Genomic DNA, 20,492 nt, shown 5'->3' on the forward strand with positions numbered 1-20,492 from the left:
ATGGATCTGCATTCGCGTATCGAACGCCGGATCGCTCATGGTCAGCAGGACGCGATCAGGTTGAGTCATCTACTGCACGCCAACCCCGAGGTCGCCTGGGAGGAGGTGCGTGCGTCGACCTGGGTGGCCGGACGACTGGATGACCTCGGCTACGAGGTGACATCCGGGGTCTGCGATCTTCCGACCGCGTTTCGCGCGCGCATCGGCACGGGTCCGTTGCATATCGGGATCTGTGCCGAGTACGACGCCTTGCCCGGACTGGGGCACGCTTGTGGTCACAACATCATCGCCGCTTCGGCGGTGGCTGCCGCGGCCGCGCTGGCACCTGTCGTGGACGACGCCGGGCTGACCGTTTCGATACTCGGGACCCCGGCGGAGGAAGGCGGCGGTGGGAAGATCCTCATGTTGGAGCGGGGCGCTTTCGCCGGAATTCACGCGGCGATGATGGTGCACCCGGGGCCGGTGGACGTCGCCGAGGCGGATCCGTTCGCCGTCGCTCATCTCAACGTGAAGTTCCACGGCAAGGCGGCACACGCCGCCGCGTACCCCGAACACGGGATCAACGCCGCGGACGCTTTCACCGTTTCTCAGGTGGCGATCGGGCTGCTCCGCCAGCAACTGCCACATTCGACAAGGGTGCACGGCATCCTGACGAACGGGGGAGAGGCACCCAACGCAATTCCCGAGTCCACAGAGGGACGCTGGTACGTGCGGGCCAGCACTCTCGACGAACTACTCGACATCGAACCGCGTGTGCTGCGGTGTTTCGAGGCGGGAGCACTGGCCACGGGTTGCGAACTCGAGATCGAGCCGGAGAGCGCCCCGTACTCGGAATTCCTCAACGATCCCGACCTCGTCGCGGCGTACCGCCGGAACTCGGTGGCGATCGGCCGCCGATACGCCGATCCAGGGCCAGCGAGCAGGATGAACCGGGCATCAACGGATATGGGCAATGTGTCCAGGGTACTGCCCGCCATCCATCCCTACATCGGTATCGACTCGCTGCCCGCGGTCAACCATCAGCAGGAGTTCGCCGCACACTGCATCAGTCCAGCGGCCGACAATGCCGTACTCGATGCGGCCGCGGCGATGGCGTTCACCGCTGTGGATCTTGCGCTCGACACCGGCATATCGACGCGGTTGACCTCATGACCAAGGAGTCCATGGTGGACGGAACGCGGACCGAACGTGATTCGATCGGCGACCTCGAACTGCCCGCGCACGCCTATTACGGGGTGCACACCCGCCGCGCGCTGCTCAACTTCCCGATCACCGGAACACCGATCGCGGTGCATGAGGGTTTCATCAGCGCTCTTGTCTGCGTCAAACAGGCGGCCGCCATGGCGAACCGGGACCTCGGTCTGCTCGATCCGGTCAAGGCGGACGCGATCATCAAGGCCTGCATCGATATTCGCGCGGGTTGGGGACGGGACCAGTTCGTCGTCGACGTACTGCAAGGGGGAGCAGGCACCTCGACCAATATGAACGCCAACGAGGTCATCGCGAACAGAGCCCTCGAGTTGCTCGGACACGATCGGGGCGACTACTCGCGGCTCGATCCGATCGATGACGTCAACCTGTGCCAGTCGACCAACGATGTCTACCCGACCGCTGCGCGGCTCGCATTGCGCGGAAGGCTTCGGGAGCTCGGCGATGAGGTCTCCCGGCTGCGGGAAGTGCTGCTTGGTAAGGGCCGGGAGTTCTCCGGCGTCGTCAAGATGGGGCGCACCCAGCTGCAAGAAGCCGTTCCGATGACGCTGGGGCGCGAGTTCACCGCCTTCGGGGGGACGTTCGGCGATGACGTGGCCTGCCTGGAGCAGGTAGCGGCAGGGTTGGCTGACACGAATCTGGGTGGCACCGCGATCGGAACCGGTATCAACGCGCATCCGGGGTATCCGGCCCTGGCCCGCCGTCACCTCGCGTCACTCGCGGGTTCACCGGTGCGGGAGGCGTTCGACCTGGTCGAGGCCACGCAGGACGCCGCCGCGTTTGTCACGGTGTCGAACTCGGTGAAGCGGGTGGCGGTGAAGCTGTCGAAGATGTGCAATGACCTTCGGCTGTTGTCGTCCGGTCCGACCTGGGGGTTCGCGGAGATCACCTTGCCACCGGTGCAGGCCGGTTCGAGCATCATGCCGGGCAAGGTCAATCCGGTGATCCCCGAGGTGGTCAATCAAATCGCCTTCGAGGTGATCGGAAACGACGTCACCATCACCATGGCGGCCGAGGCCGGTCAACTGCAGCTGAACGCGTTCACCCCGCTCATCACACACAAGTTGCTCAGTGGCATAAACCATCTTGCCGCCGGCTGCCGGGCGCTACGCCTGCGATGTATCCCCGGCATCGCCGCCGATGCCGCTCGCCTCAGGGAGAGTGTCTCCACCTCGGTCGGCATGGTCACGGTACTCAGTCAGACCGTGGGTTACGGCCAGGCCAGCGCGATCGCGAAGGAGTCGCTCGCCACCGGGGTGCCCGTCGCGGACCTGGTGGCCGATCGCGGATTGCTGACTCGCGAGCAGGTCGCGGATCTGCTCGGAGCTCCGCCGTTACCCGACCATGGTGCGTTGACATAGCTGTTGGACGTCCATCCTGCCTGGCCGGAAGGACACCTTTGGTCTGTCGCTCATTTGGCGGCTACCCGGAGGCCACTTCGCGAGGATAGACCTTTGCTGTGAACAACGAGATGGCTTGGGTGGACCGGAGGCGTTTCCTCGCCGGGGTCGCGGGTGTCGCCGGCGCGGCCGCGCTCGGCACGATGCCCGCGGAGGCGACGATCCGGCCGGGACGAGACGAGTACCCCTTCACCCTCGGGGTGGCCAGTGGCGATCCGACCGCCACCGGGGTCGTCTTGTGGACGCGGCTGGCACCCAAGCCGTTCGAGCCGGGGGCAGGAATGCCCGCGGCGAAGGTATCCGTCGACTGGCAGGTCGCTTCGGACGAGCGGTTCCGCGACATCGTGCGGGACGGCACCGCCTGGGCCCTGCCGCAGCTCGGTCACTCGGTGCACGTCGAGGTCGAAGGCCTGCGGCCGGACCGTGAGTGGTTCTACCGGTTCCGCTACCGCAAGGACACCTCGCCGGTTGGCCGGACCAGGACGGCACCGGTCCATGGCGGAGCGCTCGCCTTCGCGGTCGCGTCGTGTCAGGCCTGGGACAACGGCTACTACCCGTCGTACCGCCATATGGCCGGTGAGGACCTCGACCTCGTGCTGCACCTCGGTGACTACGTGTACGAGGGCGGCATTGCGGCCGACGGCGGCTACCGGAGGACACGTACCCCCGACAGCCTGCGCGAGGCGCCCCGCGACCTGGAACGCTGGCGTATGCAGTACGCCCTCTACAAGAGCGACCCCGATCTTCAGGCCGCGCACGCGCGGTTCCCGTGGCTCGTCACATGGGACGACCACGAGGTACAGAACGACTACGCCAACACCCGGTCGCAGTACGAAGGCGACATCGGTGCGCTGCGGGCTGCCGCCTACCAGGCCTGGTACGAGCACCAGCCGGTACGCGCCCCGGCGCGGCCCGGACCGAACGGGCCGCGGATCTACCGTCGGCTGCGGTGGGGCAACCTCGTCCAGCTCGATGTGCTCGACGGCCGGCAGTACCGGTCCGTGCCGCCCTGTGGCTGGGGCGAGGCCGACGCGTGTGCCGCCGCCTACGACCCGTCGGTGACGATGCTCGGCTCCGAACAGGAACGCTGGCTCTACGACGGCTTCCGTACCTCTCGAGCCCGGTGGAACATCCTCGGCAACAACGTGATGCTCGGCCGCCTCGACCACGACGGCGACGCGGGTGACCGGCTCTGGCACGACGCCTGGGACGGCTTCCCCGCGGCCCGGAACCGCCTGATGGACGCGTGGGAGCGGCACCGTGTGCGCAACCCGGTCGCCTTGACCGGCGACTGGCACTCGACATTCGCCAACGACATCCTGCGCGACTTCGACGATCCGTCGTCGAAGGTGGTGGCCTCGGAGATCGTCGGGACGTCGATCTCCAGCAACGGTGACGGCGATGTCTACGGCCCGTACTACGGTCCGATGATCAAGCACAACCCGCATATCAAGTTCTTCGACGGCGACAGCCGAGGTTACGTGCGCTGCCGTGTCGATCGGGATCAACTGCGGGCGGACCTCCAGGTGGTCAGCACGGTGAGCAGGTCGAACGCGCCGGAATCGACGTTCGCTTCGTTCGCCGTCGAGGACCGCAGGGCAGGCGTGCAGGTGCTCTGAACCCCAACGTCCCTGCGACCTCGCCGCAGCGTGCGCGATTCCGGGGCATGGCCGTCAGGGTGTACGGGTGCGGTGGTTGCCCAGTTCGGCACTGATCTGTTTCGCGGTCTCCACCAGCGCGGGCACCACGTCCTCGCGTAGTCCCTCTGGAGTCGCACGTCCGGTGGAGGTGGACGAGGCGACCGCGGCGATGACGCGTTCTTCATGGTCACGGATGGGCGCGGAGAGCGAGATGAGGCCTTCCTCGCGTTCGTTGATCACCATGGACCAGCCTTGCATGCGTACCTCGGCCAGGATCTCGCGGAAGCGGTCCGGGTCTGTGACGGTGTAGGGCGTGAAGCGGGGTAGCCCGCATTCGGCGATGACCTGATCGATCCGCGCGGCCGGCTCCCAGGCCAGCAGTACGCGGCCGAGTGACGTGGCATGCGCTGCCACCCGGGTACCGGGAGCCACGGTGATGCTGAGTACCCGGCGCACCGGAACCCTGGCGATGTAGACGACCTCGTTGCCATCGAGGGTAGCCAGGGTGGTGGACTCGCCGGTCTGCTCCGCCAGCCGCATGAGGTAGGGCTGAGCCAGCTCGGTCAGCGCATGGGTGACGGTGTAGTGCTGGCCGATGGAAAGCACCCTCGGCGTCAGGGTCCACCTTCCGCCGGAAGTCGCCACATAGCCGAGGCGCTGCAGGGTCAGCAGGATCCGGCGTACGACCGGGCGGGAGAGCTGCGTGGCCTCGGCGAGCTCGCTCGCTGTCGGATTCGGCCGCTCCGCGTCGAAGGCCTGCAGTACCGCGAGGCCGCGCTCCAGCCCCTGGATGTGGTTCTGACTGCTCTTCTCGTCGTTCACCGACGTCATTTTCGCAGTCCTCCTTGACAGTCAGGGTGAGGCGTCGCACTATCAGACATCGTACACTCTCCGTTCAACGAGTACACATAGTGTACAGGAGGTGGAGCCAGATGTCGGTCGACGCTCGAGAACTTCGGCGATGCCTCGGTCATTTCGCGACCGGGGTCACGGTGATCACTTGTGCCGGGGACGGCATGCCGCATGGGGCGACGGTCAACGCCTTCAGTGCGGTCTCGTTGGACCCGCCGCTGGTGTTGGTGTCGCTGGACCGCAAGTCGAAGGCGTGCAAGTACCTCGACGGCGCGCCGTTCACCGTGAACGTGCTGACCGAACCGCAGGACGAGGTCGCGCTGCACTTCGCGGGCAAGCCGATGAACGGCGAACCCGAGTGGCAGCGCCCCGACTCGCGGTTGGCGCCGCAGCTGGCCGGGTCGCTGGCCACCATCTCGTGTACTCCATGGCGCAGCTACGACGGCGGTGATCACGTTCTCTACCTCGGCGAGGTGCAGCGGTTCGAGGTCGCCGGCGGCGATCCGCTGGTGTTCTTCCTCGGCGGTTTCCGCCACCTCGGGCCGGTCTACGAACCCGTGCCCTGGTTCGAATCCGCCGACTGCCCCAGCACGTCGTGGTTCGTCGCCTCGTCCTGAAATCCAGCTCAACAGCACAACGCATTCGAAGGAGCAGCAGTATGACCATTCAGGAAACGCCAAACGATCAGGCCACGCCGGAGCGTGCCAACGGCAACCGCCCGTTCACGGGGGAGGAGTACATCGAGTCGTTGCGCGACGGCCGCGAGGTCAACCTCTACGGCGAGAAGGTCAAGGACATCACCACGCACCCGGCGTTCCGCAACCCGATCCGGATGACCGCAAGGCTCTACGACTCATTGCACGACCCGGACAGGAAGGACGAGCTGACCGTCCCCACCGACACCGGCAACGGTGGGTTCACCTTCCCGTTCTACCGGGCCGCCCGTTCGGTCGACGATCTGTTCGCCGACCGGGATGCGATAGCGGCGTGGGCGCGGATGACCTACGGCTGGATGGGGCGCAGCCCGGACTACAAGGCCGCGTTCCTCGGCACCCTCGGCGCCAACGCCGAGTTCTACGAGCCGTTCGGCGACAACGCCCGCCGCTGGTACGCCGAGTCCCAGGAGAAGTGCCTGTACTGGAACCACGCGATCGTGCACCCGCCAGTGGATCGCAACAAGGAGCTGAACGAGGTCAAGGACGTGTTCGTGCACGTCGAGGACGAGCGCGACGACGGACTGATCGTCTCCGGCGCCAAGGTCGTGGCCACCGGTTCAGCGCTCACCCACTACAACTTCATCGCCCACTACGGACTGCCCTTCAAGGACAAAGAGTTCGCCCTCGTGTGCACGGTGCCGATGAACGCGCCGGGCATGAAGCTGATCTGCCGCAACTCCTACACCAGCATGGCCAACCAGATGGGCACCCCGTTCGACTATCCACTGTCGAGCCGCCTGGATGAGAACGACACGATCTTCATTCTGGACAAGGTCAAAATCCCGTGGGAGAACGTCTTCATCTACGGCGACGCCGACAAGGTCAGCAGCTTCGTGCCCGGTTCCGGGTTCCTGGAGCGGTTCACCTTCCAGGGCGTGACGCGGCTCGCGGTCAAGTTCGACTTCCTCGCCGGTCTGCTGCTCAAGGGTGTGGAGGCCACTGGCACCAAGGACTTCCGCGGGATTCAGACCCGGATCGGTGAGGTCATCGCCTGGCGCAACATGTTCTGGGGACTCTCCGACGCGATGGCCGCCAACCCGGGCAAGTGGAAGGACGGCACGTTGCTGCCGAACCTGAACTACGGGATGGCCTACCGCTGGTTCATGACCGTCGGCTACCCGCGCGTGCGCGAGATCATCATGCAGGATCTCGGATCCAGCCTCATCTACCTGCCCTCGCACGCCGCCGACTTCAAGTCCCCCGAGGTCCGGCCGTACCTCGACCAGTACGTGCGCGGCTCGAACGGGATGGACTCGGTCGAGCGCGTGAAGCTGATGAAGTTGATCTGGGACTCCATCGGCAGCGAGTTCGGTGGCCGCCACGAGCTCTACGAGCGCAACTACGCGGGCAACCACGAGGGTGTCCGAGCCGAACAACTGATGGCCATGGAGAACTCCGGCCAGGCCGACACGATGCGCGGTTTCGCCGAACAGTGCATGGCTGAGTACGACCTGGACGGTTGGACCGTGCCCGATCTGTTCAACAACGACGGCAGCATCGCGGCGCTGCACCAACGCTGAGAAGGGAAGCATGATGACGGCAACGGAACATTCGGCGACGGCGGCGGGTTCGGGAGTTTCGGCCACACAGGCGTTTCGTGCGAGCCGGCAGCACCAAACCGAGGATGCCGCGTCCCCCGAGCGGGTTTCGGCGGTGGTGAAGGCGGTGCTGGACGGCGTGCACGAGGCCATCCGTACCCAGCAGGTCACCTATCCCGAGTTCGTCGCGGCCAAGCAGTGGCTGATCGACGTCGGCGAGGGTGGCGAATGGCCATTACTGCTCGACGTGTTCGTCGAGCACGAGGTCGAGGCGGTGGCCGCGGCCAGACAACAAGGCACCAAGGGCACCATCCTCGGACCGTACTACCTGCCCGGCGCACCAGAACTGCCCGCGGTGAGCACGCTGCCCATGCGTGCGGACGAGCAGGGGACGCCTTTCGTGCTCGCCGGACAGGTACGTGACACCGAGGGCAAGCCCGTCCCGGGCGCCGAGCTGGACATCTGGCACGCCGACCACGAGGGCTACTACTCCGGGTTCGCCGGGCACATTCCTGATGGCAACCTTCGCGGTGTGGTCGTCGCAGGCGAGGACGGCCGGTTCGAGATCGGCACGATCCAGCCCGCCCCGTACCAGATTCCGACCGACGGTCCCACCGGCAAGTTGATCGAGGCCGCGGGCTGGCACCCGTGGCGTCCCGCGCACCTGCACCTGATCGTGCGGGCGCCGGGTTTCCGGCCGATCACCACGCAGCTGTACTTCGCCGGTGACGAATGGCTCGACTCGGACGTAGCCGAGGCGACCAAACCCGAGCTGGTTCTCGAACCGCGGTCGCAGGCGGACGGCCGGCGTCGCTCCGAGTACGACTTCGTGCTCGAACCCGCCTGATCCCGTGGGCGCTTTGCGGCTCCCCGGAAAGCGCCCACGGCCTGATTGGAGAGTCCTAGGATGAGCGATCTGCAGATCGATCGCGTGGAAACGGTGCTGCTGGATGTACCGCTGCGACGCGCCCACCGTTTCGCCCGCGTCGGTATGGACGCACAGCCGGTGCTACTGGTGTTCCTCCGTACCGCGGGCGGGATCACCGGGGTCGGCGAAGGAGTCGTGCCGGGCGGCCCGTGGTGGGGTGGCGAGTCGGTGGAGACCATGCAGGTGATGATCGAGCGCTATATGGCGCCGATCCTGCTCGGCCGCGAGGTCGACGACATCGCGGGCATCGGGGTGGACATCGCCGATGTGCTGGCCAACAATCTCTACGCGAAAACAGCCGTCGAGGTCGCACTGCACGATGCCTGGGCGCGTTGTCTCGGCGTGCCGGTGCACACGTTGCTCGGCGGGTTGGCCCGCCGCTCGATACCGGTCACCTGGGCACTGGGCACCGAATCGGCGCCCGTGGTGATCGAGGAGGCCCTCGGTAAGCTCGACGCCGGTTCCCATCACACGTTCAAACTCAAGATGGGTGCGCAATCGCCGGAGGCCGATGTCGAGCGCGTGACGACCATCGCCGAGAAACTCGCGGGCACCGCGGGTGTGCGCGTCGACATAAACGCACGCTGGGACCGGCTCACCGCGCTGGCCCAGTTGCCCAAACTCGCGGACGCGGGCATCGAACTGGTCGAGCAACCCGTGCCCGGCAGCGAGATCGAGGCCCTTGCCGAACTCACGCGGACGCTCCGGATACCGGTTATGGCAGACGAGAGTCTGCGCACCCCGACCGACGCGTTGCGTCTGGCCAGGCTGCGCGCCGCCGACGTCTACTCGTTGAAAACCACCAAGTCCGGCGGATTGCGGAACACCAAGGCCATCTCCGAAATCGCCGGGGCCGCGGGGATTCCGTGCCATGCGGGCACGTCCATCGAAACCGGTATCGGTACCGCGGCCTCGCTGCACGTCGCCTGTGCCGCCCCCGCCGTCACCTGGGGCAGTGAACTGTTCGGCCCGCTCCTGTTGCGCGAGGAGCTACTGACCACACCGCTGCGCTATGCCGACGGCGAACTGCACCTGCCCGACGGTCCCGGCCTCGGCGTTGAACTCGACCCCGACGCCGTACGCGCCTTCACCAGGAGCTGATCCAACCATGCTGTTCCACCTCCGGATGGATGTCGCCATCCCACACGACCTTGAGCCGAAAGTACGCGAGGAGTTGGTAGCCAAGGAGAAAGCCCGCGCACTGGAACTTCAGCGCGCGGGCAAATGGCCACACCTGTGGCGCATCGTGGGCAAGTACAGCAACATCAGCGTGCTCGACGTCGACTCACCCGACGAACTGCACCGGATCCTCTCGAGCCTGCCGTTGTTCCCGTTCATGCGGATCGAGGTCTCCGCGCTGACACAGCATCCCTCCGATCTGGCGGCGCAGTCATGAGCGCGCCCGTCGCTGAGGCAGCGGCGCCCCTGTGGCACGGGGTGGGTGAGGTGCCGGCCGGTTTCGGTCCCTGTGTGGTGACGCTCGGAGTCTTCGACGGCCTGCACCGTGGCCATACCCGGCTCGTCGAGCGCGCCCTGCGGGTCGGTTCCGACCGGCGGCTGCCCACGGTGGTGGTCACCTTCGACCCGCATCCCGCGCGCGTGCTGGGGTTGCCCCGGGATACGGCACAGCTGAGTACCGTCGATCGGCGCGCCGAGCTGGCCCGAAGGCTCGGGGTGGACGCCATCTGCGTACTGCCCTTCACCCCCGAGTTCGCCACGCTTGGTCCGGCCGAGTTCGTCGAACAGGTTCTGGTTGGTGGGCTTCGTGCGCAGGCGGTCGTGGTCGGCGCCGACTTCACCTTCGGGCACCGGGCCGCGGGCACCGTCGAGACGCTGCGCGATCTCGGTTCCCGGCACGGCTTCTCCACGCACGGCGTCGACCTGCTGCACGCGGTTGGTGCCCGATGCTCGTCGACCGCCGTTCGGGAGTGCCTGCGTCTCGGCGACGTCCACGGTGCGACTCGCATTCTCGGCCGGCCGCATCACGTCGAAGGCACGCTGCGACCCGCAGGGGCCGGGGCGACCGAACTCGTGGTCGCCCCGGGAACCGCGGTGCCCGCGTCCGGCCGCTACCTCGGCAGGCTCAGCGGGACCGGGCCGATCACGTTGCGGGTGACCGGTGACGGCAGGTTGCTCCTGGAGTCCACGGGTGTGCGACGCGGTGCCGGCGGTGTCGAGTTCATCGACCGGATGGAGCCGCGATGAACACCGTCGAACAACGACTGCGGCGGCTGGAGGACCTCGACGCGATCCGCCAGCTCGATGCCACGTACTGCCGTCTGCTGGATGACGGTGACTGGGACAGGCTCGTCGAACTGTTCACTCTGGACGGTGAGTTCATCGGACTCGACCGGGTACGCGGCCGCGAAGAGCTGCGCCGGTTCTTCGGTGCGCTCGCCGAAGGGGGCCTGATCGCGTTCTGGCACTACGTCACCAACCTCGAGATCGCGATCGAAGGGGACACCGCCGAGGTGCGTTCCGCGCTGTGGCAGCCATGCGTGCAGAACGGCATTCCGCACGTGGCCGCGGGGCGGTACCACGACAGACTGGTGCGCCTCGACGGACAGTGGCGCTACGCCAGCAAGCAGGTCGCGTTCGACTACTTCGCCCCACTGACCGACGGGTGGGACCACGGCCGGTTCACCGTCAAATCCGCCGAACAGACCTATGGAGCGTTGCGATGACCGATATGCGAGCTGTCTTCGACGGACCCGCGGACGGACCGGTGCTTGTCCTCGGGCCCTCGCTGGGGACCGACTTCGGCCTGTTCGACGCCCAGGTCGCGACCCTCGCCGAGCGGTACCGTGTCCTGCGGTTCAACCTGCCTGGCCACGGCGGCGCCCCGGCTCCGCCCGGGCCGTACAGCATGGCCGGGATGGCAGGCGACGTGCTCGCGTTGCTCGATCACCACGGCATCGAGCGCTGCCACTACGCGGGGGTCTCCATCGGCGGCGCGATCGGCTTGCAGCTCGCGCTCGACGCCGGTCACCGGCTCGCCAGCCTGACCGTCTGCGCTTCCTCCGCGCGCTTCGCCGACCCCGGTTCCTGGCCGGTGCGGGCCGCCACCGTGCGCGCCGAAGGCACGGCGGCCATGCTCGCCTCGCGTGCCGGAACCTGGTACACCCACGAGTTCGCCCGTAGGGAACCGGCCGAATCCGGGCGGTTACTCGATATGTTGCGCGGCACCGCCGCCGAGGGGTATGCCGGGTGTTGCGAAGCGATCGCCACCTTCGACGTACGTGATCGCCTCGGCGAAATCCGTGTCCCGACGCTGGCGCTCGCGGGCGCCGACGATCCCGCCACCCCACCCGAGATGTTGCGGCAGATCGCCGAAGGCGTTCCGCACGCGCGAATGGTCGTCGTGCCGGATACGGCCCACCTGCTCAATGTCGAGGCGCCCGGCGCCGTGAATCACGAGCTCGCCGCACACCTGGTGAACGCGTCCAGTGAGGCAGGACATGGATAAGGTCTTCCCGACCGCGGCCGCGGCCGTCGCCGACATTTCCGACGGTGCCTCGCTTGCCGTCGGCGGCTTCGGTATGTGCGGTGTGCCGACCGTGCTGATCGCGGCCCTGCTGGAGCAGGGCGCCACCGAACTCGAGACCATCAGCAACAACCTCGGTGTCGACGGTTTCGGCCTGGGCACCATGCTGTCCGCGGGCCGGATCCGGCGCACGATCGGCTCCTACATCGGCAACAACAAGGAGTTCGCCCGCCAGTATCTGGCTGGGGAGCTGGAGGTCGAGCTGACCCCGCAGGGGACGCTGGCCGAACGGTTGCGTGCCGGCGGTGCGGGCATCCCCGCCTTCTACACCCCGGCCGGTGTCGGCACGCTGGTCGCCGACGGTGGGCTGCCGTGGCGCTACGGCGCCGACGGTTCGGTCGCCGTGGCCTCACCGGCCAAGGAAGTCCGCGAGTTCGGCGGGACGCGGTATCTGCTCGAACACGCCCTTGCCCCGGACTTCGCACTCGTCCACGCGTGGAAGGCGGATCGGCACGGCAACCTCGTGTACCGGCACGCAGCCAGCAACTTCAATCCGGACTGTGCCGCGGCAGCGAAGATCACCGTGGCGCAGGTCGAGCACCTCGTCGAGCCAGGCGAGCTCGACCCGGACAGTGTGCACACGCCCGGAGTCCACGTGCAACGCGTCGTGCTCGTGCCAGACCTCGTCAAACCGGTCGAATTCCGGACCACAAAGGAGGCGTCGTGAGCCGCAGCCGCGAGGAACTCGCCGCCCGGGTCGCCGAAGAGCTACCCGACGGCTCGTACGTCAACCTCGGCATCGGTATGCCCACCCGCGTTCCCGCGCACATACCGCCGGAACGCACGGTGGTCATTCACTCCGAGAACGGGATTCTCGGTGTCGGTGCCTATCCGACCGAGGACGAGGTGGATCCGGATCTGATCAACGCCGGGAAGGAAACGGTGACCGTTCGCCCCGGGGCCAGCTACTTCGCGTCCTCGGCGAGCTTCGGCATGATCCGCGGCGGGCATATCGACGTCGCGGTGCTGGGCGCGATGCAGGTCAGCGCCACCGGCGATCTGGCCAACTGGGCCATCCCCGGAAAGATGATCAAGGGGGTCGGCGGGGCCATGGATCTCGTGCACGGTGCCCGCCGGGTGATCGCCATGACCGAGCACGTCACCAGGGACGGCGCGCCCAAGATCGTGGAAAGCTGCACACTGCCGCTGACCGGCCAGGGCTGCGTCGACCGCATCATCACCGACCTCGCCGTCATCGACGTGACCGAGTACGGCCTCGAACTCGTCGAATGCGCGCCCGGTGTAAGCCAGGCACAGATCGAGTCGGCGACGGCAGCCCCCCTGCAACCCCCCCGAGTTCGCAGTTTCGGGCCGTGAGTTTGCAGTTCCAGGGCATGAGTTCGCAGTTTCAGTGGCGAAACCACGTCGGTCTTCGAGTCAGGTACCGAGTACGACCACCGCTTCGGGTTGGCCTTCGCGCTGGACGGTTCCCGGCTTTACATCGTCGACACCAGAACCGGGCACATCAGGGCGTTCGGCGTGACCACCCGAGGCACGGTCCGCAGCCGCAGCCCTCGGCGAGATCGGCCCCGAAGGTCCAGTTTGGAATCGGGTACCGGTCGGAGACGGACGCCGGATCGGGGTGTCGCGTGCTCGTTCGGGGTACCCGGGTGTGGTGAGTACCAGTCCTTCCTCCGTCGTCCGCGCTGTCACCGTTGTCGCAGATGTGCTGCGCCTCGCTGTGTTGGCGGGTGTGGCCGTTGTCGCCCTTTCGAACGACGTGGAAGGCGCCGTCAGGTTCACACTGGTGCTGTTGATTCTGCTTACCGCCCGCCGATTCCGGATTCCGCCGCCGTTCGACCTCGCGGCGTGCTTGCTGTTGCCCCTGGCGACCATGGCGTCGGTATGGAACTGGTATCGGCAACTGTTGTGGCTGGACTGGGTGATGCACGGGATGGCGACCGGCGCGCTCGCGGCGATGGTGTACCTGCTCCTGGTGCGCGGCCCACTACTGCCGTCGCCCCACGAGCAGCGTCGCGCATCGATCGTCATCCTGACGACTCTGGTCGGCATGGCGGCCGGAGTCGTGTGGGAGTTCTACGAATGGTTCGCGGAGATCGTGGTAGGAGTGCACATCGGTGTCGGTTACGAGGACACGATCGCCGACCTCGCGATGGACACGCTCGGCTCACTGCTGGCGGGACTGGGACTGCTCGCGTGGGCGGCGCACGGTCACGGTGACTATCGAGGCCGGCTGCTGGCCGGCGAATCCTGAGTATCGCCATACGGCGTCCCAAGTTTTCACCTTCCGGCTTCGGGTAGCCGCTGTGGGGTGTGGAGCCGAGTGTTGCGCAGCGTCACGCTGCTCGCGGTATGCCTGCCTGCGGCCGCATGCGGTCTGCCCGGCGACCCTGGCAACACTTACGCGCAAGCCCGCGGGGGCCAGATGCACGTGGGGGTGATCGACCACGAGCCGTGGACGGTCGTCGAGGACGGCGAGGTTGTCGGGGGTGTGGAGACGCGTCTGGCCACCGAGTTCGGCGGTTCGATCGACGCCGAGGTGGTGTTCCATCCGGGGACGGAGTCGGAGTTGGCCTCCGCGGCGCACCGGTTCGAACTAGACCTGATCATCGGTGGCCTGACCACGAAGTCGCCCTCGGGCAGCAACATCGCCATGAGCCCGCCATACCTCACCGAGCGGGTGATCGTCGCGGCTCCGGCCGGGGTGGCACTGGTCGAGGAGCTGGGCGGTGAGGTGGTCGCCTACCGCTCCGACGAACGCGCCCTTGCCGCCTACATCCGGGACAAGGGCGGTTCACCACGTCCGGTCGAGGACCTCCGTGCGGTGAGTTCGGGCGGCCGGACCCTGGTCGCCGTACCGGCCTGGGAGGCCGACGGAAGGGGCCTCCGACCGACGCCGGTCACGCTCGTCGAGCACAAGCACGTCCTCGCGGTGCCGCCGGGGGAGAACCGCATGCTGCTCGAACTCGCCGAGTTCCTCGACCTGCACGGTGCGGCCGTCCGGGAGCGCCTGCCGGGAGGTGGGCGATGAAACTGGCACCGAACAACGAACTGCCGGATGGTCTCGTCCAGGAGATGCGCAGGGGCACCTGTCTCGTCACCGCGATGATCGCGTACCTGGTCGTCGACGTCGTGGTGCTGTACCTGCTCATGGGCGGATCGCAGTCGGCGATGGCACTGGTCATCGAGGACGGACTAGAACTCATCCCACCGCTGCTGTTCGTGATCACGACCCGGATCCGGAAGAAGCCGCCGACGCCGAAGTACCCATACGGATTCCATCGGGTCGTCACGCTCGGGTTCTTCGGCTCGGCCCTGGCACTGCTGGCTTTCGGCGTAGTGATCTTCGCGCTGGCGGTGCAGTCCTTGCTGCAACTGGAGCACCCGACGATCGGCTCCCGAGAGGTGTTCGGCGAGCGGGTCTGGCAGGGATGGCTGGTCATGAGTTGGCTGATTCTGAGTGTGGCCGCGCCCGTAGTCATCGGGCGCATGATGCTTCGCCCGGCCCGCATGGTGAACAACAAAATCCTCTTCGCCAGCGGGCGAATGCTGGCCGCCGACTGGCAGTCGACGCTGGCCGCCGCCATCGGCCTGGCGGGTATCGCCGTCGGCTGGTGGTGGGCCGATGCCGTCGCCGCGGGGGCCATCGCGATCGGGATCATGGGAGACGGGGTGCGCAACACCAAGCGGGCCGCTTTGGCGCTGGTCGACCGGATGCCGGCGAAGGTCGGAACCGGGACGACAGTGGAACTTGTGGAGCAGGTCGAGCGACTTGTCGAACGGGTCGACTGGACCGGCGACGCGGAGGTGCGCCTGCGCGAGTACGGCCAGGTGTACTTCGGCGAAGTGGTGGTCAATGTGGGGGACAAGGCGGTGGACGCGAACCGGCTGGAGGATCTCTACGAGCAGATCACCGGCCTCGACTGGCGGTTGCAGGAAGTCCTCGTCGTCCCGGTCCGGCAGATGGCCGGTCAGGTGCGGGCCCAGGTGAGTGACAACCACTAACGGGACGGCTGACCCGTTCAGCGGTACTACTCCGGTGCATCAGCTGCTTCGACCTTCGTGCTCAGCAGGAACTCCTCGCTGGCGTAGCCGTCGTAGATCGCGGACTGGACCAGGCCGTACTTCTCGCGGTACTTCTCGTAGGAGAACGTCTGCACGGTCCCCTCGGCGGTCACGAGATCGCCTTCGGTGAAGTTCTGGGTCTGTTGCCGCAGAAGCACCAGCAGGGTGGTGTCGCCGTAGTCGCCCGCCCTGAGCACGAGGGCGTGCTTGTTGAGGGACACATCGACCTTGGCGGTGACGTCGACGTGCTCGCCCACATGGTTCGCGCCGGCGAAGTAGTCCTTGCCCGTTTGGTCTCCCTGGCCCTGCTGGCCCGCGGTGGTGGTGAGCGGTGCCCGCTCCGTGGTGGTCTCCTCGGGGACCGAGCCGCTCTCGTTCCCGCACGCGGCCACGGCCCACGGGCTCGCCGCCAGTGCGGCGGCGATGGTGAGCAGGCTGAGGCGCTGTGACTTGTCCGGTCGCATGATCAAACCTCTGTTGGTCGGCGTTCAGGGGCCTTGTTGTCACCGCACCCCGCATACCCGCTGTGCGCGAGTCGAAGCGAATGGTTACCAACCCGATAAGGTGGTGGGCAGCAGGAGGAATGCCAAGTCAGGCGCCTTCCCGAGTTCCATAGAACTATGAAACTTTCGAGTAGGGTCCTGACACGAACGCTTCGCTGTGCTTTCATCACCAACACCGGACTGGGAGGCGGACAGCGATGGCAACTCTCGACCCAGACGACCTGGCACCAACGGGTCGCCCCAAGGTTATCCGCGCGGCGGTCGGCCGCGAGCACCAACTCACGAGGACCGTAGCGACCCGGCGGGAGGACGCCTTCGCACTGCGGTGATACGAACTCCGCTGGCCCGCGCAGCGGCGCCGCGGTCTGGGGTGCATCGGTGAAACTGGGGAGCCGGTGCAGGGAATATTCGCGTCCATTGTAGATACTGACGTGGGTGGAGACTGGAAGTCGCCACCCCGGTGGTACGCGGAACTACGCACGCTGGTCGAACCGAAGGTCGTACGCGGCAGGCCGGCATTGCTCGACGAACTGTCACTGGTGATCCCAGTCTGAAAAAGGGGCAACATGCTAAGAAGGTTCACGGTGTCCGCCATCGCGGCCACGCTCGCCACGGTTCTCCTCGGATGTGGTCCCGCGCCGGGTGATCCCGGTGCGAGCGCGGCCGAGGGCACGGGCCCCGTACTCACCATCAGCGCCATTCCTGATCAGGACCCCGACAAGCTGCAACGGCTGTACGCCACCGTGTCCGATCATCTTTCCGCCGAACTCGGCGTGGAGGTCCGATACGTGCCGGTTACCGACTACGCCGCATCGGTGACCGCGTTCCGGCGTGGTGACCTGCAGCTGGTGTTCTTCGGCGGGCTGACCGGAGTGCAGGCGCGGGCGCAGGTTCCCGGCGCGGTGCCCATCGCCCAGCGCGACATCGATGCCGAATTCCGCAGCGTGTTCGTCGCCCGTGTCGATGGTGATCTGAAGCCGGTGCAGGACGTGGCCGGACTGCGGTCCCTGACAGGGCACTCCTTCACCTTCGGCAGTGAGTCGTCCACCTCGGGAAGGCTCATGCCGCAGTACTTCCTCGGCGAGGCTGGGGTGACCCTCGACGATCTCAACGGGCAGGCAGGATTTTCCGGCTCTCACGACGCCACGGCGAAGCTGGTCGAGGCGGGCACCTACGACGCGGGCGCACTCAACGCCGCCGTGTGGGATGCGCGGGTCCGCGAAGGAACCGTCGATACGACGAAGGTTCGCGAGATCTTCCGGACACCCACGTATCACGACTACCACTGGGTGGCGCGGCCCGATGTGGACGAGCGGTTCGGACCGGGGTTCACCGAGCGACTGCGGGAGGTGCTGCTGGCCCTCGACGGCGATGACGAGCAGCAACGCCAGATCCTCGAACTGTTCCAGGCGGAGCGGTTCATCAGTACGGAAGCCGCCAACTACGAGCGGATCGAGACGGTCGCCCGCTCCGCCGGATTGTTGCGCTGATCGCGATGGCGAATCCAGCGGCGATCGACCTCGGCGACGTCAGTGTCCGGCTCGGTTCCGTGCAGGCACTTTCCGGCATCGAACTGACCATCCTCCGGGGCGAGCGGGTGGCGGTCATCGGCCCGAGCGGCGCGGGCAAGAGCACGCTCATCGGCCTGATGAACGGAACGGTTCCCGCCACCAGCGGACGGGTACACACGCTGGGTTGTGACTACCGGCGGGCCTCGGCCAGACAACTGCGCGCTACCCAGCGCCGTGTGGGCACCATCCACCAACGGTTCGACCTGGTGGAACAGTTGCGGACGGTGCACAACGTCAACGCGGGCAGGCTCGGCGCCTGGCCGTTCTGGAAGGCGGCGCTTTCCCTGGTGCTGCCGCGCGACCTGAAAGACGTGCACGCCGCGCTCGACCGGGTGGGTATCGGCGGGAAACTCAACGAGCGCACGGGTGATCTCTCCGGCGGTGAGCAGCAGCGGGTCGCCATCGCCCGCGTGCTCGTTCAGCAGCCAGCGATGATCCTGGCGGATGAGCCCGTCGCGAGCCTGGATCCAGCTCGCGGCCTGGAAATCATCAACCTGCTGCTCGATCTGAGCGCGGAGGAGAACGCGACGCTGGTCGCCAGCCTGCACGACGTGGAGATGGCACTCGGAAGGTTCGACCGGGTGATCGGGTTGCGTGCCGGCCGCATCGTCTTCGACCGGCCCGCCCAACAGCTCAACGAAGGGGACGTGGCCGAGCTGTATGCGTTCGAGCAGGACTTGAGGCAGGAGGCATGAGCGACCGGCACCGTGGTCTGGCCGGGTACGGCACCCAGCGATGGGCGGCCCGTCGGCGAGTGAGGCAAGGGCCATGACCGTCTCCCTGCGCGCTCCTGATCGCACTCCGGGCGGGAATCGGCCATCCCGTCCCGCACGGCCCGACCGACCGGGAACCCAGCGTCGGTCGCGGCGCCGGCGGGGGTGGATACTCGCCGCTGTCGTCGCCGTCATCGGCTCGGTCGTGCTCGCCGGATGGGGCAGCGACAGCGGCGACGCCATCGTCAAACCGGACGGTCTCTCGCTGATCGGCGAGTTCTTCACGGCCGCGCTGCATCCGCGGGCCGACGCCGAATTCCTTGCCTTGGTCGGCAAGGAGACGGTGACCACGCTCAGCTACGCGGTCCTCGGCACGGCGCTCAGCCTGGTGCTCGGCGTGGTCGGTGGCGTACTGACCTCGCAAACCTGGTGGGAGGCCGGGTCTGGGCGGCGACGCAGGCGAGGCACGGCCGGGTGGCTGCTGGCGCGGGGAGTCCTTGTGGTGCCCCGCGGCATCCACGAGGTCGTGTGGGGGCTGTTCTTCCTCGTCGTGTTCGGTCTCGATCCGCTCGTCGCGGTGCTCGCCATCGGCATCCCGTTCGGCGCGGTGACCGCGAAGGTGTTCTCCGAACTGCTCGACGAGACCTCGCGCCGTCCCTACTCGGCCCTGCGCGCCGCGGGCGCGGGCAAACGGGCGGCGCTGCTCTACGGTCTGCTGCCGCCCGCGATGTCGGATTTGTTGTCCTACGCCTTCTACCGCTTCGAATGCGCCATCCGCAGTGCGACGATCCTCGGACTCGTCGGCGCGGGCGGCCTGGGTTTCCAGATCGCGCTGAGTTTTCAGACGTTGCGTTATCAGGAGATCTGGACCCTGCTCTACGCCCTCATCCTGGTCAGCGTCGCGGCCGACTTCTGGAGCTCGGTGGTGCGCACGCGCCGGTCCGCCGCGCACCGGCAGCGCCGCCGTGGGGTCGTGCCGCTGGAGGGTGGTACGACGGGGAATGCGGTGCCGTCGCCGCACGAGCGAGGACGCGCGCCGCGCTGGGACCCGGTGCTGGTGGGATCGATGCTCGCGGGTGTGTTTCTCTGTGGCTTCTCCACCTGGTGGATCGGTCTGGACGTCTCGGTGATCTGGGACGGGCGCACCTTGGAGCTGACCGAGACCGTGCTGGCGGAGGCCTGGCCACCGGTCCTCGGCGCGTCCGGCATCGGCACCCTGTTCGAGCTCGGTGTCGTCACGCTGGCGATGTCGATCATCGCGACCGCTATCGCCTTCTGCGCCGGGTATCTGCTCGCCTTCCCCGCGGCGAACCTGCCCCACCTCGGCCGCAGGACACGCACCGGAACGGCCGGCCGCTGGGGCAGGCTTGTGGTCGTCGCGGTCAGCAGGCTGCTGCTCGTCGTGCTGCGCACCATTCCGCCCCCGATCTGGGCGCTGCTGTTCCTGTTCGTGCTGTTCCCCGGGATCCTGCCCGGCGCGCTGGCACTCGGTGTGTACACCACGGGCGTGCTGGCCAGGCTCATGGCCGAGGCAGCGGAGAACCTGGACGGCAGGCCACTGCGGGCCCTGCGGGCGCACGGAGCATCGGAGATGCAGGTCTTCTGCTATGCCGTCGTGCCGGCCGCCACGCCCCGCTTCGTCGCGTACGGGCTGTACCGGTGGGAGGTGGCCATCCGGGAGACCGTCGTGGTGGGTGTCGTCGGCGCGGGCGGTCTCGGGCTGCTGCTCAACGAGCAGCTCAGCAGCTTCGACTACGGCGGGGTCCTGACCACGCTGATCGCACTGATCGTGCTGACCCTGCTGGTCGACCTCACCAGCGCCGCGATTCGCAGGACGCTGCGCTGAGCGGCT

Annotated in this window: 22 protein-coding genes; 20 read left to right on the forward strand and 2 right to left on the reverse strand. The window is 67.2% G+C overall.

Annotation, left to right across the window (positions count from 1 at the left end; genetic code table 11):
- The 3 genes from D0C15_RS15835 to D0C15_RS15845 all read left to right on the forward strand — a co-directional run bounded on the left by D0C15_RS15835 (position 1) and on the right by D0C15_RS15845 (position 4,228).
- On the forward strand, positions 1-1,152 hold the full coding sequence (locus D0C15_RS15835) for a M20 family metallopeptidase (protein WP_116045926.1): 1,152 nt from the start codon (positions 1-3) through the stop codon (positions 1,150-1,152).
- Positions 1,149-2,570: an aspartate ammonia-lyase gene (locus D0C15_RS15840; RefSeq protein WP_245975854.1), complete on the forward strand. Its 1,422-nt coding sequence runs from the start codon at positions 1,149-1,151 to the stop codon at positions 2,568-2,570. The genes D0C15_RS15835 and D0C15_RS15840 overlap by 4 nt, the downstream gene beginning before the upstream one ends.
- A 98-nt stretch (positions 2,571-2,668) precedes the next feature.
- Positions 2,669-4,228 carry an alkaline phosphatase D family protein gene (locus D0C15_RS15845; protein ID WP_245975855.1) on the forward strand — a complete coding sequence of 520 codons (1,560 nt, stop codon included), beginning with the start codon at positions 2,669-2,671 and terminating at the stop codon, positions 4,226-4,228.
- A gap of 54 nt (positions 4,229-4,282) precedes the next feature.
- On the opposite strand, the gene D0C15_RS15850 is transcribed toward D0C15_RS15845, so the two are convergent.
- Positions 4,283-5,080: an IclR family transcriptional regulator domain-containing protein gene (locus D0C15_RS15850; RefSeq protein WP_116045928.1), complete on the reverse strand. Its 798-nt coding sequence runs from the start codon at positions 5,078-5,080 to the stop codon at positions 4,283-4,285.
- A 101-nt stretch (positions 5,081-5,181) separates the two neighbouring features.
- On the opposite strand from D0C15_RS15850, the gene D0C15_RS15855 reads away from it, so the two are divergent.
- From D0C15_RS15855 to D0C15_RS15915, 13 genes are all read left to right on the forward strand, one after another.
- On the forward strand, positions 5,182-5,718 hold the full coding sequence (locus D0C15_RS15855; protein ID WP_116045930.1) for a flavin reductase family protein: 537 nt from the start codon (positions 5,182-5,184) through the stop codon (positions 5,716-5,718).
- A 41-nt stretch (positions 5,719-5,759) separates the two neighbouring features.
- A complete protein-coding gene (locus tag D0C15_RS15860) occupies positions 5,760-7,337 on the forward strand; it encodes a 4-hydroxyphenylacetate 3-hydroxylase N-terminal domain-containing protein (protein ID WP_116045932.1) in 1,578 nt (525 codons plus the stop codon).
- Positions 7,338-7,350: 13 nt separating this feature from the next.
- On the forward strand, positions 7,351-8,202 hold the full coding sequence (catA, locus tag D0C15_RS15865) for a catechol 1,2-dioxygenase (protein ID WP_116045935.1): 852 nt from the start codon (positions 7,351-7,353) through the stop codon (positions 8,200-8,202).
- A 60-nt stretch (positions 8,203-8,262) separates the two neighbouring features.
- Positions 8,263-9,384, forward strand: a complete 1,122-nt coding sequence (locus D0C15_RS15870; RefSeq protein ID WP_116045937.1) for a muconate/chloromuconate family cycloisomerase — start codon at positions 8,263-8,265, stop codon at positions 9,382-9,384.
- 7 nt (positions 9,385-9,391) lie between these two features.
- Positions 9,392-9,679 carry a muconolactone Delta-isomerase gene (gene catC / locus D0C15_RS15875; protein ID WP_116045939.1) on the forward strand — a complete coding sequence of 96 codons (288 nt, stop codon included), beginning with the start codon at positions 9,392-9,394 and terminating at the stop codon, positions 9,677-9,679.
- Positions 9,676-10,488, forward strand: coding sequence for an adenylyltransferase/cytidyltransferase family protein (locus D0C15_RS15880; RefSeq protein WP_116045942.1), 813 nt, complete (start codon positions 9,676-9,678; stop codon positions 10,486-10,488). The genes catC and D0C15_RS15880 overlap by 4 nt, the downstream gene beginning before the upstream one ends.
- The gene (locus D0C15_RS15885; protein WP_116045944.1) at positions 10,485-10,967 is read left to right on the forward strand and encodes a nuclear transport factor 2 family protein; all 483 of its coding nucleotides are present in this window, start codon (positions 10,485-10,487) and stop codon (positions 10,965-10,967) included. The genes D0C15_RS15880 and D0C15_RS15885 overlap by 4 nt, the downstream gene beginning before the upstream one ends.
- Positions 10,964-11,749, forward strand: a complete 786-nt coding sequence (gene pcaD, locus D0C15_RS15890; protein ID WP_116045945.1) for a 3-oxoadipate enol-lactonase — start codon at positions 10,964-10,966, stop codon at positions 11,747-11,749. Before D0C15_RS15885 ends, pcaD begins: the two co-directional genes overlap by 4 nt.
- On the forward strand, positions 11,742-12,494 hold the full coding sequence (locus D0C15_RS15895; protein ID WP_116045946.1) for a CoA transferase subunit A: 753 nt from the start codon (positions 11,742-11,744) through the stop codon (positions 12,492-12,494). The genes pcaD and D0C15_RS15895 overlap by 8 nt, the downstream gene beginning before the upstream one ends.
- The gene (locus tag D0C15_RS15900) at positions 12,491-13,144 is read left to right on the forward strand and encodes a 3-oxoacid CoA-transferase subunit B (protein ID WP_116045947.1); all 654 of its coding nucleotides are present in this window, start codon (positions 12,491-12,493) and stop codon (positions 13,142-13,144) included. The genes D0C15_RS15895 and D0C15_RS15900 overlap by 4 nt, the downstream gene beginning before the upstream one ends.
- A 298-nt stretch (positions 13,145-13,442) precedes the next feature.
- Positions 13,443-14,042, forward strand: coding sequence for a DUF2238 domain-containing protein (locus tag D0C15_RS15905; protein ID WP_162830098.1), 600 nt, complete (start codon positions 13,443-13,445; stop codon positions 14,040-14,042).
- 69 nt (positions 14,043-14,111) lie between these two features.
- Positions 14,112-14,819, forward strand: a complete 708-nt coding sequence (locus D0C15_RS15910; protein WP_116045949.1) for a transporter substrate-binding domain-containing protein — start codon at positions 14,112-14,114, stop codon at positions 14,817-14,819.
- Entirely contained in the window at positions 14,816-15,793 is a 978-nt protein-coding gene (locus D0C15_RS15915; RefSeq protein ID WP_116045951.1) for a cation efflux transmembrane domain-containing protein, read from the forward strand. Before D0C15_RS15910 ends, D0C15_RS15915 begins: the two co-directional genes overlap by 4 nt.
- 26 nt (positions 15,794-15,819) lie before the next feature.
- On the opposite strand, the gene D0C15_RS15920 is transcribed toward D0C15_RS15915, so the two are convergent.
- Positions 15,820-16,317: a hypothetical protein gene (locus D0C15_RS15920; RefSeq protein ID WP_116045954.1), complete on the reverse strand. Its 498-nt coding sequence runs from the start codon at positions 16,315-16,317 to the stop codon at positions 15,820-15,822.
- A 470-nt stretch (positions 16,318-16,787) separates the two neighbouring features.
- Here D0C15_RS15920 and D0C15_RS35485 point away from each other — a divergent pair, with 470 nt between their 5' ends.
- The 4 genes from D0C15_RS35485 to D0C15_RS15935 all read left to right on the forward strand — a co-directional run bounded on the left by D0C15_RS35485 (position 16,788) and on the right by D0C15_RS15935 (position 20,486).
- On the forward strand, positions 16,788-16,910 hold the full coding sequence (locus D0C15_RS35485; protein ID WP_281270707.1) for a hypothetical protein: 123 nt from the start codon (positions 16,788-16,790) through the stop codon (positions 16,908-16,910).
- 30 nt (positions 16,911-16,940) lie between these two features.
- A complete protein-coding gene (locus D0C15_RS15925) occupies positions 16,941-17,846 on the forward strand; it encodes a putative selenate ABC transporter substrate-binding protein (RefSeq protein WP_211323211.1) in 906 nt (301 codons plus the stop codon).
- A 5-nt stretch (positions 17,847-17,851) separates the two neighbouring features.
- Positions 17,852-18,622 (forward strand): phosphonate ABC transporter ATP-binding protein, encoded by a 771-nt coding sequence (locus D0C15_RS15930; RefSeq protein ID WP_116045959.1) that lies wholly within the window; start codon positions 17,852-17,854, stop codon positions 18,620-18,622.
- A gap of 73 nt (positions 18,623-18,695) precedes the next feature.
- Positions 18,696-20,486, forward strand: coding sequence for a PhnE/PtxC family ABC transporter permease (locus D0C15_RS15935; RefSeq protein ID WP_116045962.1), 1,791 nt, complete (start codon positions 18,696-18,698; stop codon positions 20,484-20,486).
- Positions 20,487-20,492: the final 6 nt, after the last annotated feature.

This window comes from Amycolatopsis palatopharyngis, from assembly GCF_003385185.1.
GTDB classification, from domain to species: domain Bacteria; phylum Actinomycetota; class Actinomycetes; order Mycobacteriales; family Pseudonocardiaceae; genus Amycolatopsis; species Amycolatopsis palatopharyngis.

Excerpts from the sequence above, each read along its gene's own strand:
- D0C15_RS15860 (WP_116045932.1), top strand. The coding sequence starts at position 5,760 with ATGACCATTCAGGAAACGCCAAACGATCAGGCCACGCCGGAGCGTGCC.
- D0C15_RS15915 (WP_116045951.1), top strand. The coding sequence starts at position 14,816 with ATGAAACTGGCACCGAACAACGAACTGCCGGATGGTCTCGTCCAGGAG.
- catA (WP_116045935.1), top strand. The coding sequence starts at position 7,351 with ATGACGGCAACGGAACATTCGGCGACGGCGGCGGGTTCGGGAGTTTCG.
- D0C15_RS15885 (WP_116045944.1), top strand. The coding sequence starts at position 10,485 with ATGAACACCGTCGAACAACGACTGCGGCGGCTGGAGGACCTCGACGCG.
- pcaD (WP_116045945.1), top strand. The coding sequence starts at position 10,964 with ATGACCGATATGCGAGCTGTCTTCGACGGACCCGCGGACGGACCGGTG.
- D0C15_RS15880 (WP_116045942.1), top strand. The coding sequence starts at position 9,676 with ATGAGCGCGCCCGTCGCTGAGGCAGCGGCGCCCCTGTGGCACGGGGTG.
- D0C15_RS15870 (WP_116045937.1), top strand. The coding sequence starts at position 8,263 with ATGAGCGATCTGCAGATCGATCGCGTGGAAACGGTGCTGCTGGATGTA.
- D0C15_RS15835 (WP_116045926.1), top strand. The coding sequence starts at position 1 with ATGGATCTGCATTCGCGTATCGAACGCCGGATCGCTCATGGTCAGCAG.
- D0C15_RS15935 (WP_116045962.1), top strand. The coding sequence starts at position 18,696 with ATGACCGTCTCCCTGCGCGCTCCTGATCGCACTCCGGGCGGGAATCGG.
- D0C15_RS15850 (WP_116045928.1), bottom strand. The coding sequence starts at position 5,080 with ATGACGTCGGTGAACGACGAGAAGAGCAGTCAGAACCACATCCAGGGG.
- catC (WP_116045939.1), top strand. The coding sequence starts at position 9,392 with ATGCTGTTCCACCTCCGGATGGATGTCGCCATCCCACACGACCTTGAG.
- D0C15_RS15920 (WP_116045954.1), bottom strand. The coding sequence starts at position 16,317 with ATGCGACCGGACAAGTCACAGCGCCTCAGCCTGCTCACCATCGCCGCC.
- D0C15_RS15840 (WP_245975854.1), top strand. The coding sequence starts at position 1,149 with ATGACCAAGGAGTCCATGGTGGACGGAACGCGGACCGAACGTGATTCG.
- D0C15_RS15895 (WP_116045946.1), top strand. The coding sequence starts at position 11,742 with ATGGATAAGGTCTTCCCGACCGCGGCCGCGGCCGTCGCCGACATTTCC.
- D0C15_RS15930 (WP_116045959.1), top strand. The coding sequence starts at position 17,852 with ATGGCGAATCCAGCGGCGATCGACCTCGGCGACGTCAGTGTCCGGCTC.
- D0C15_RS15855 (WP_116045930.1), top strand. The coding sequence starts at position 5,182 with ATGTCGGTCGACGCTCGAGAACTTCGGCGATGCCTCGGTCATTTCGCG.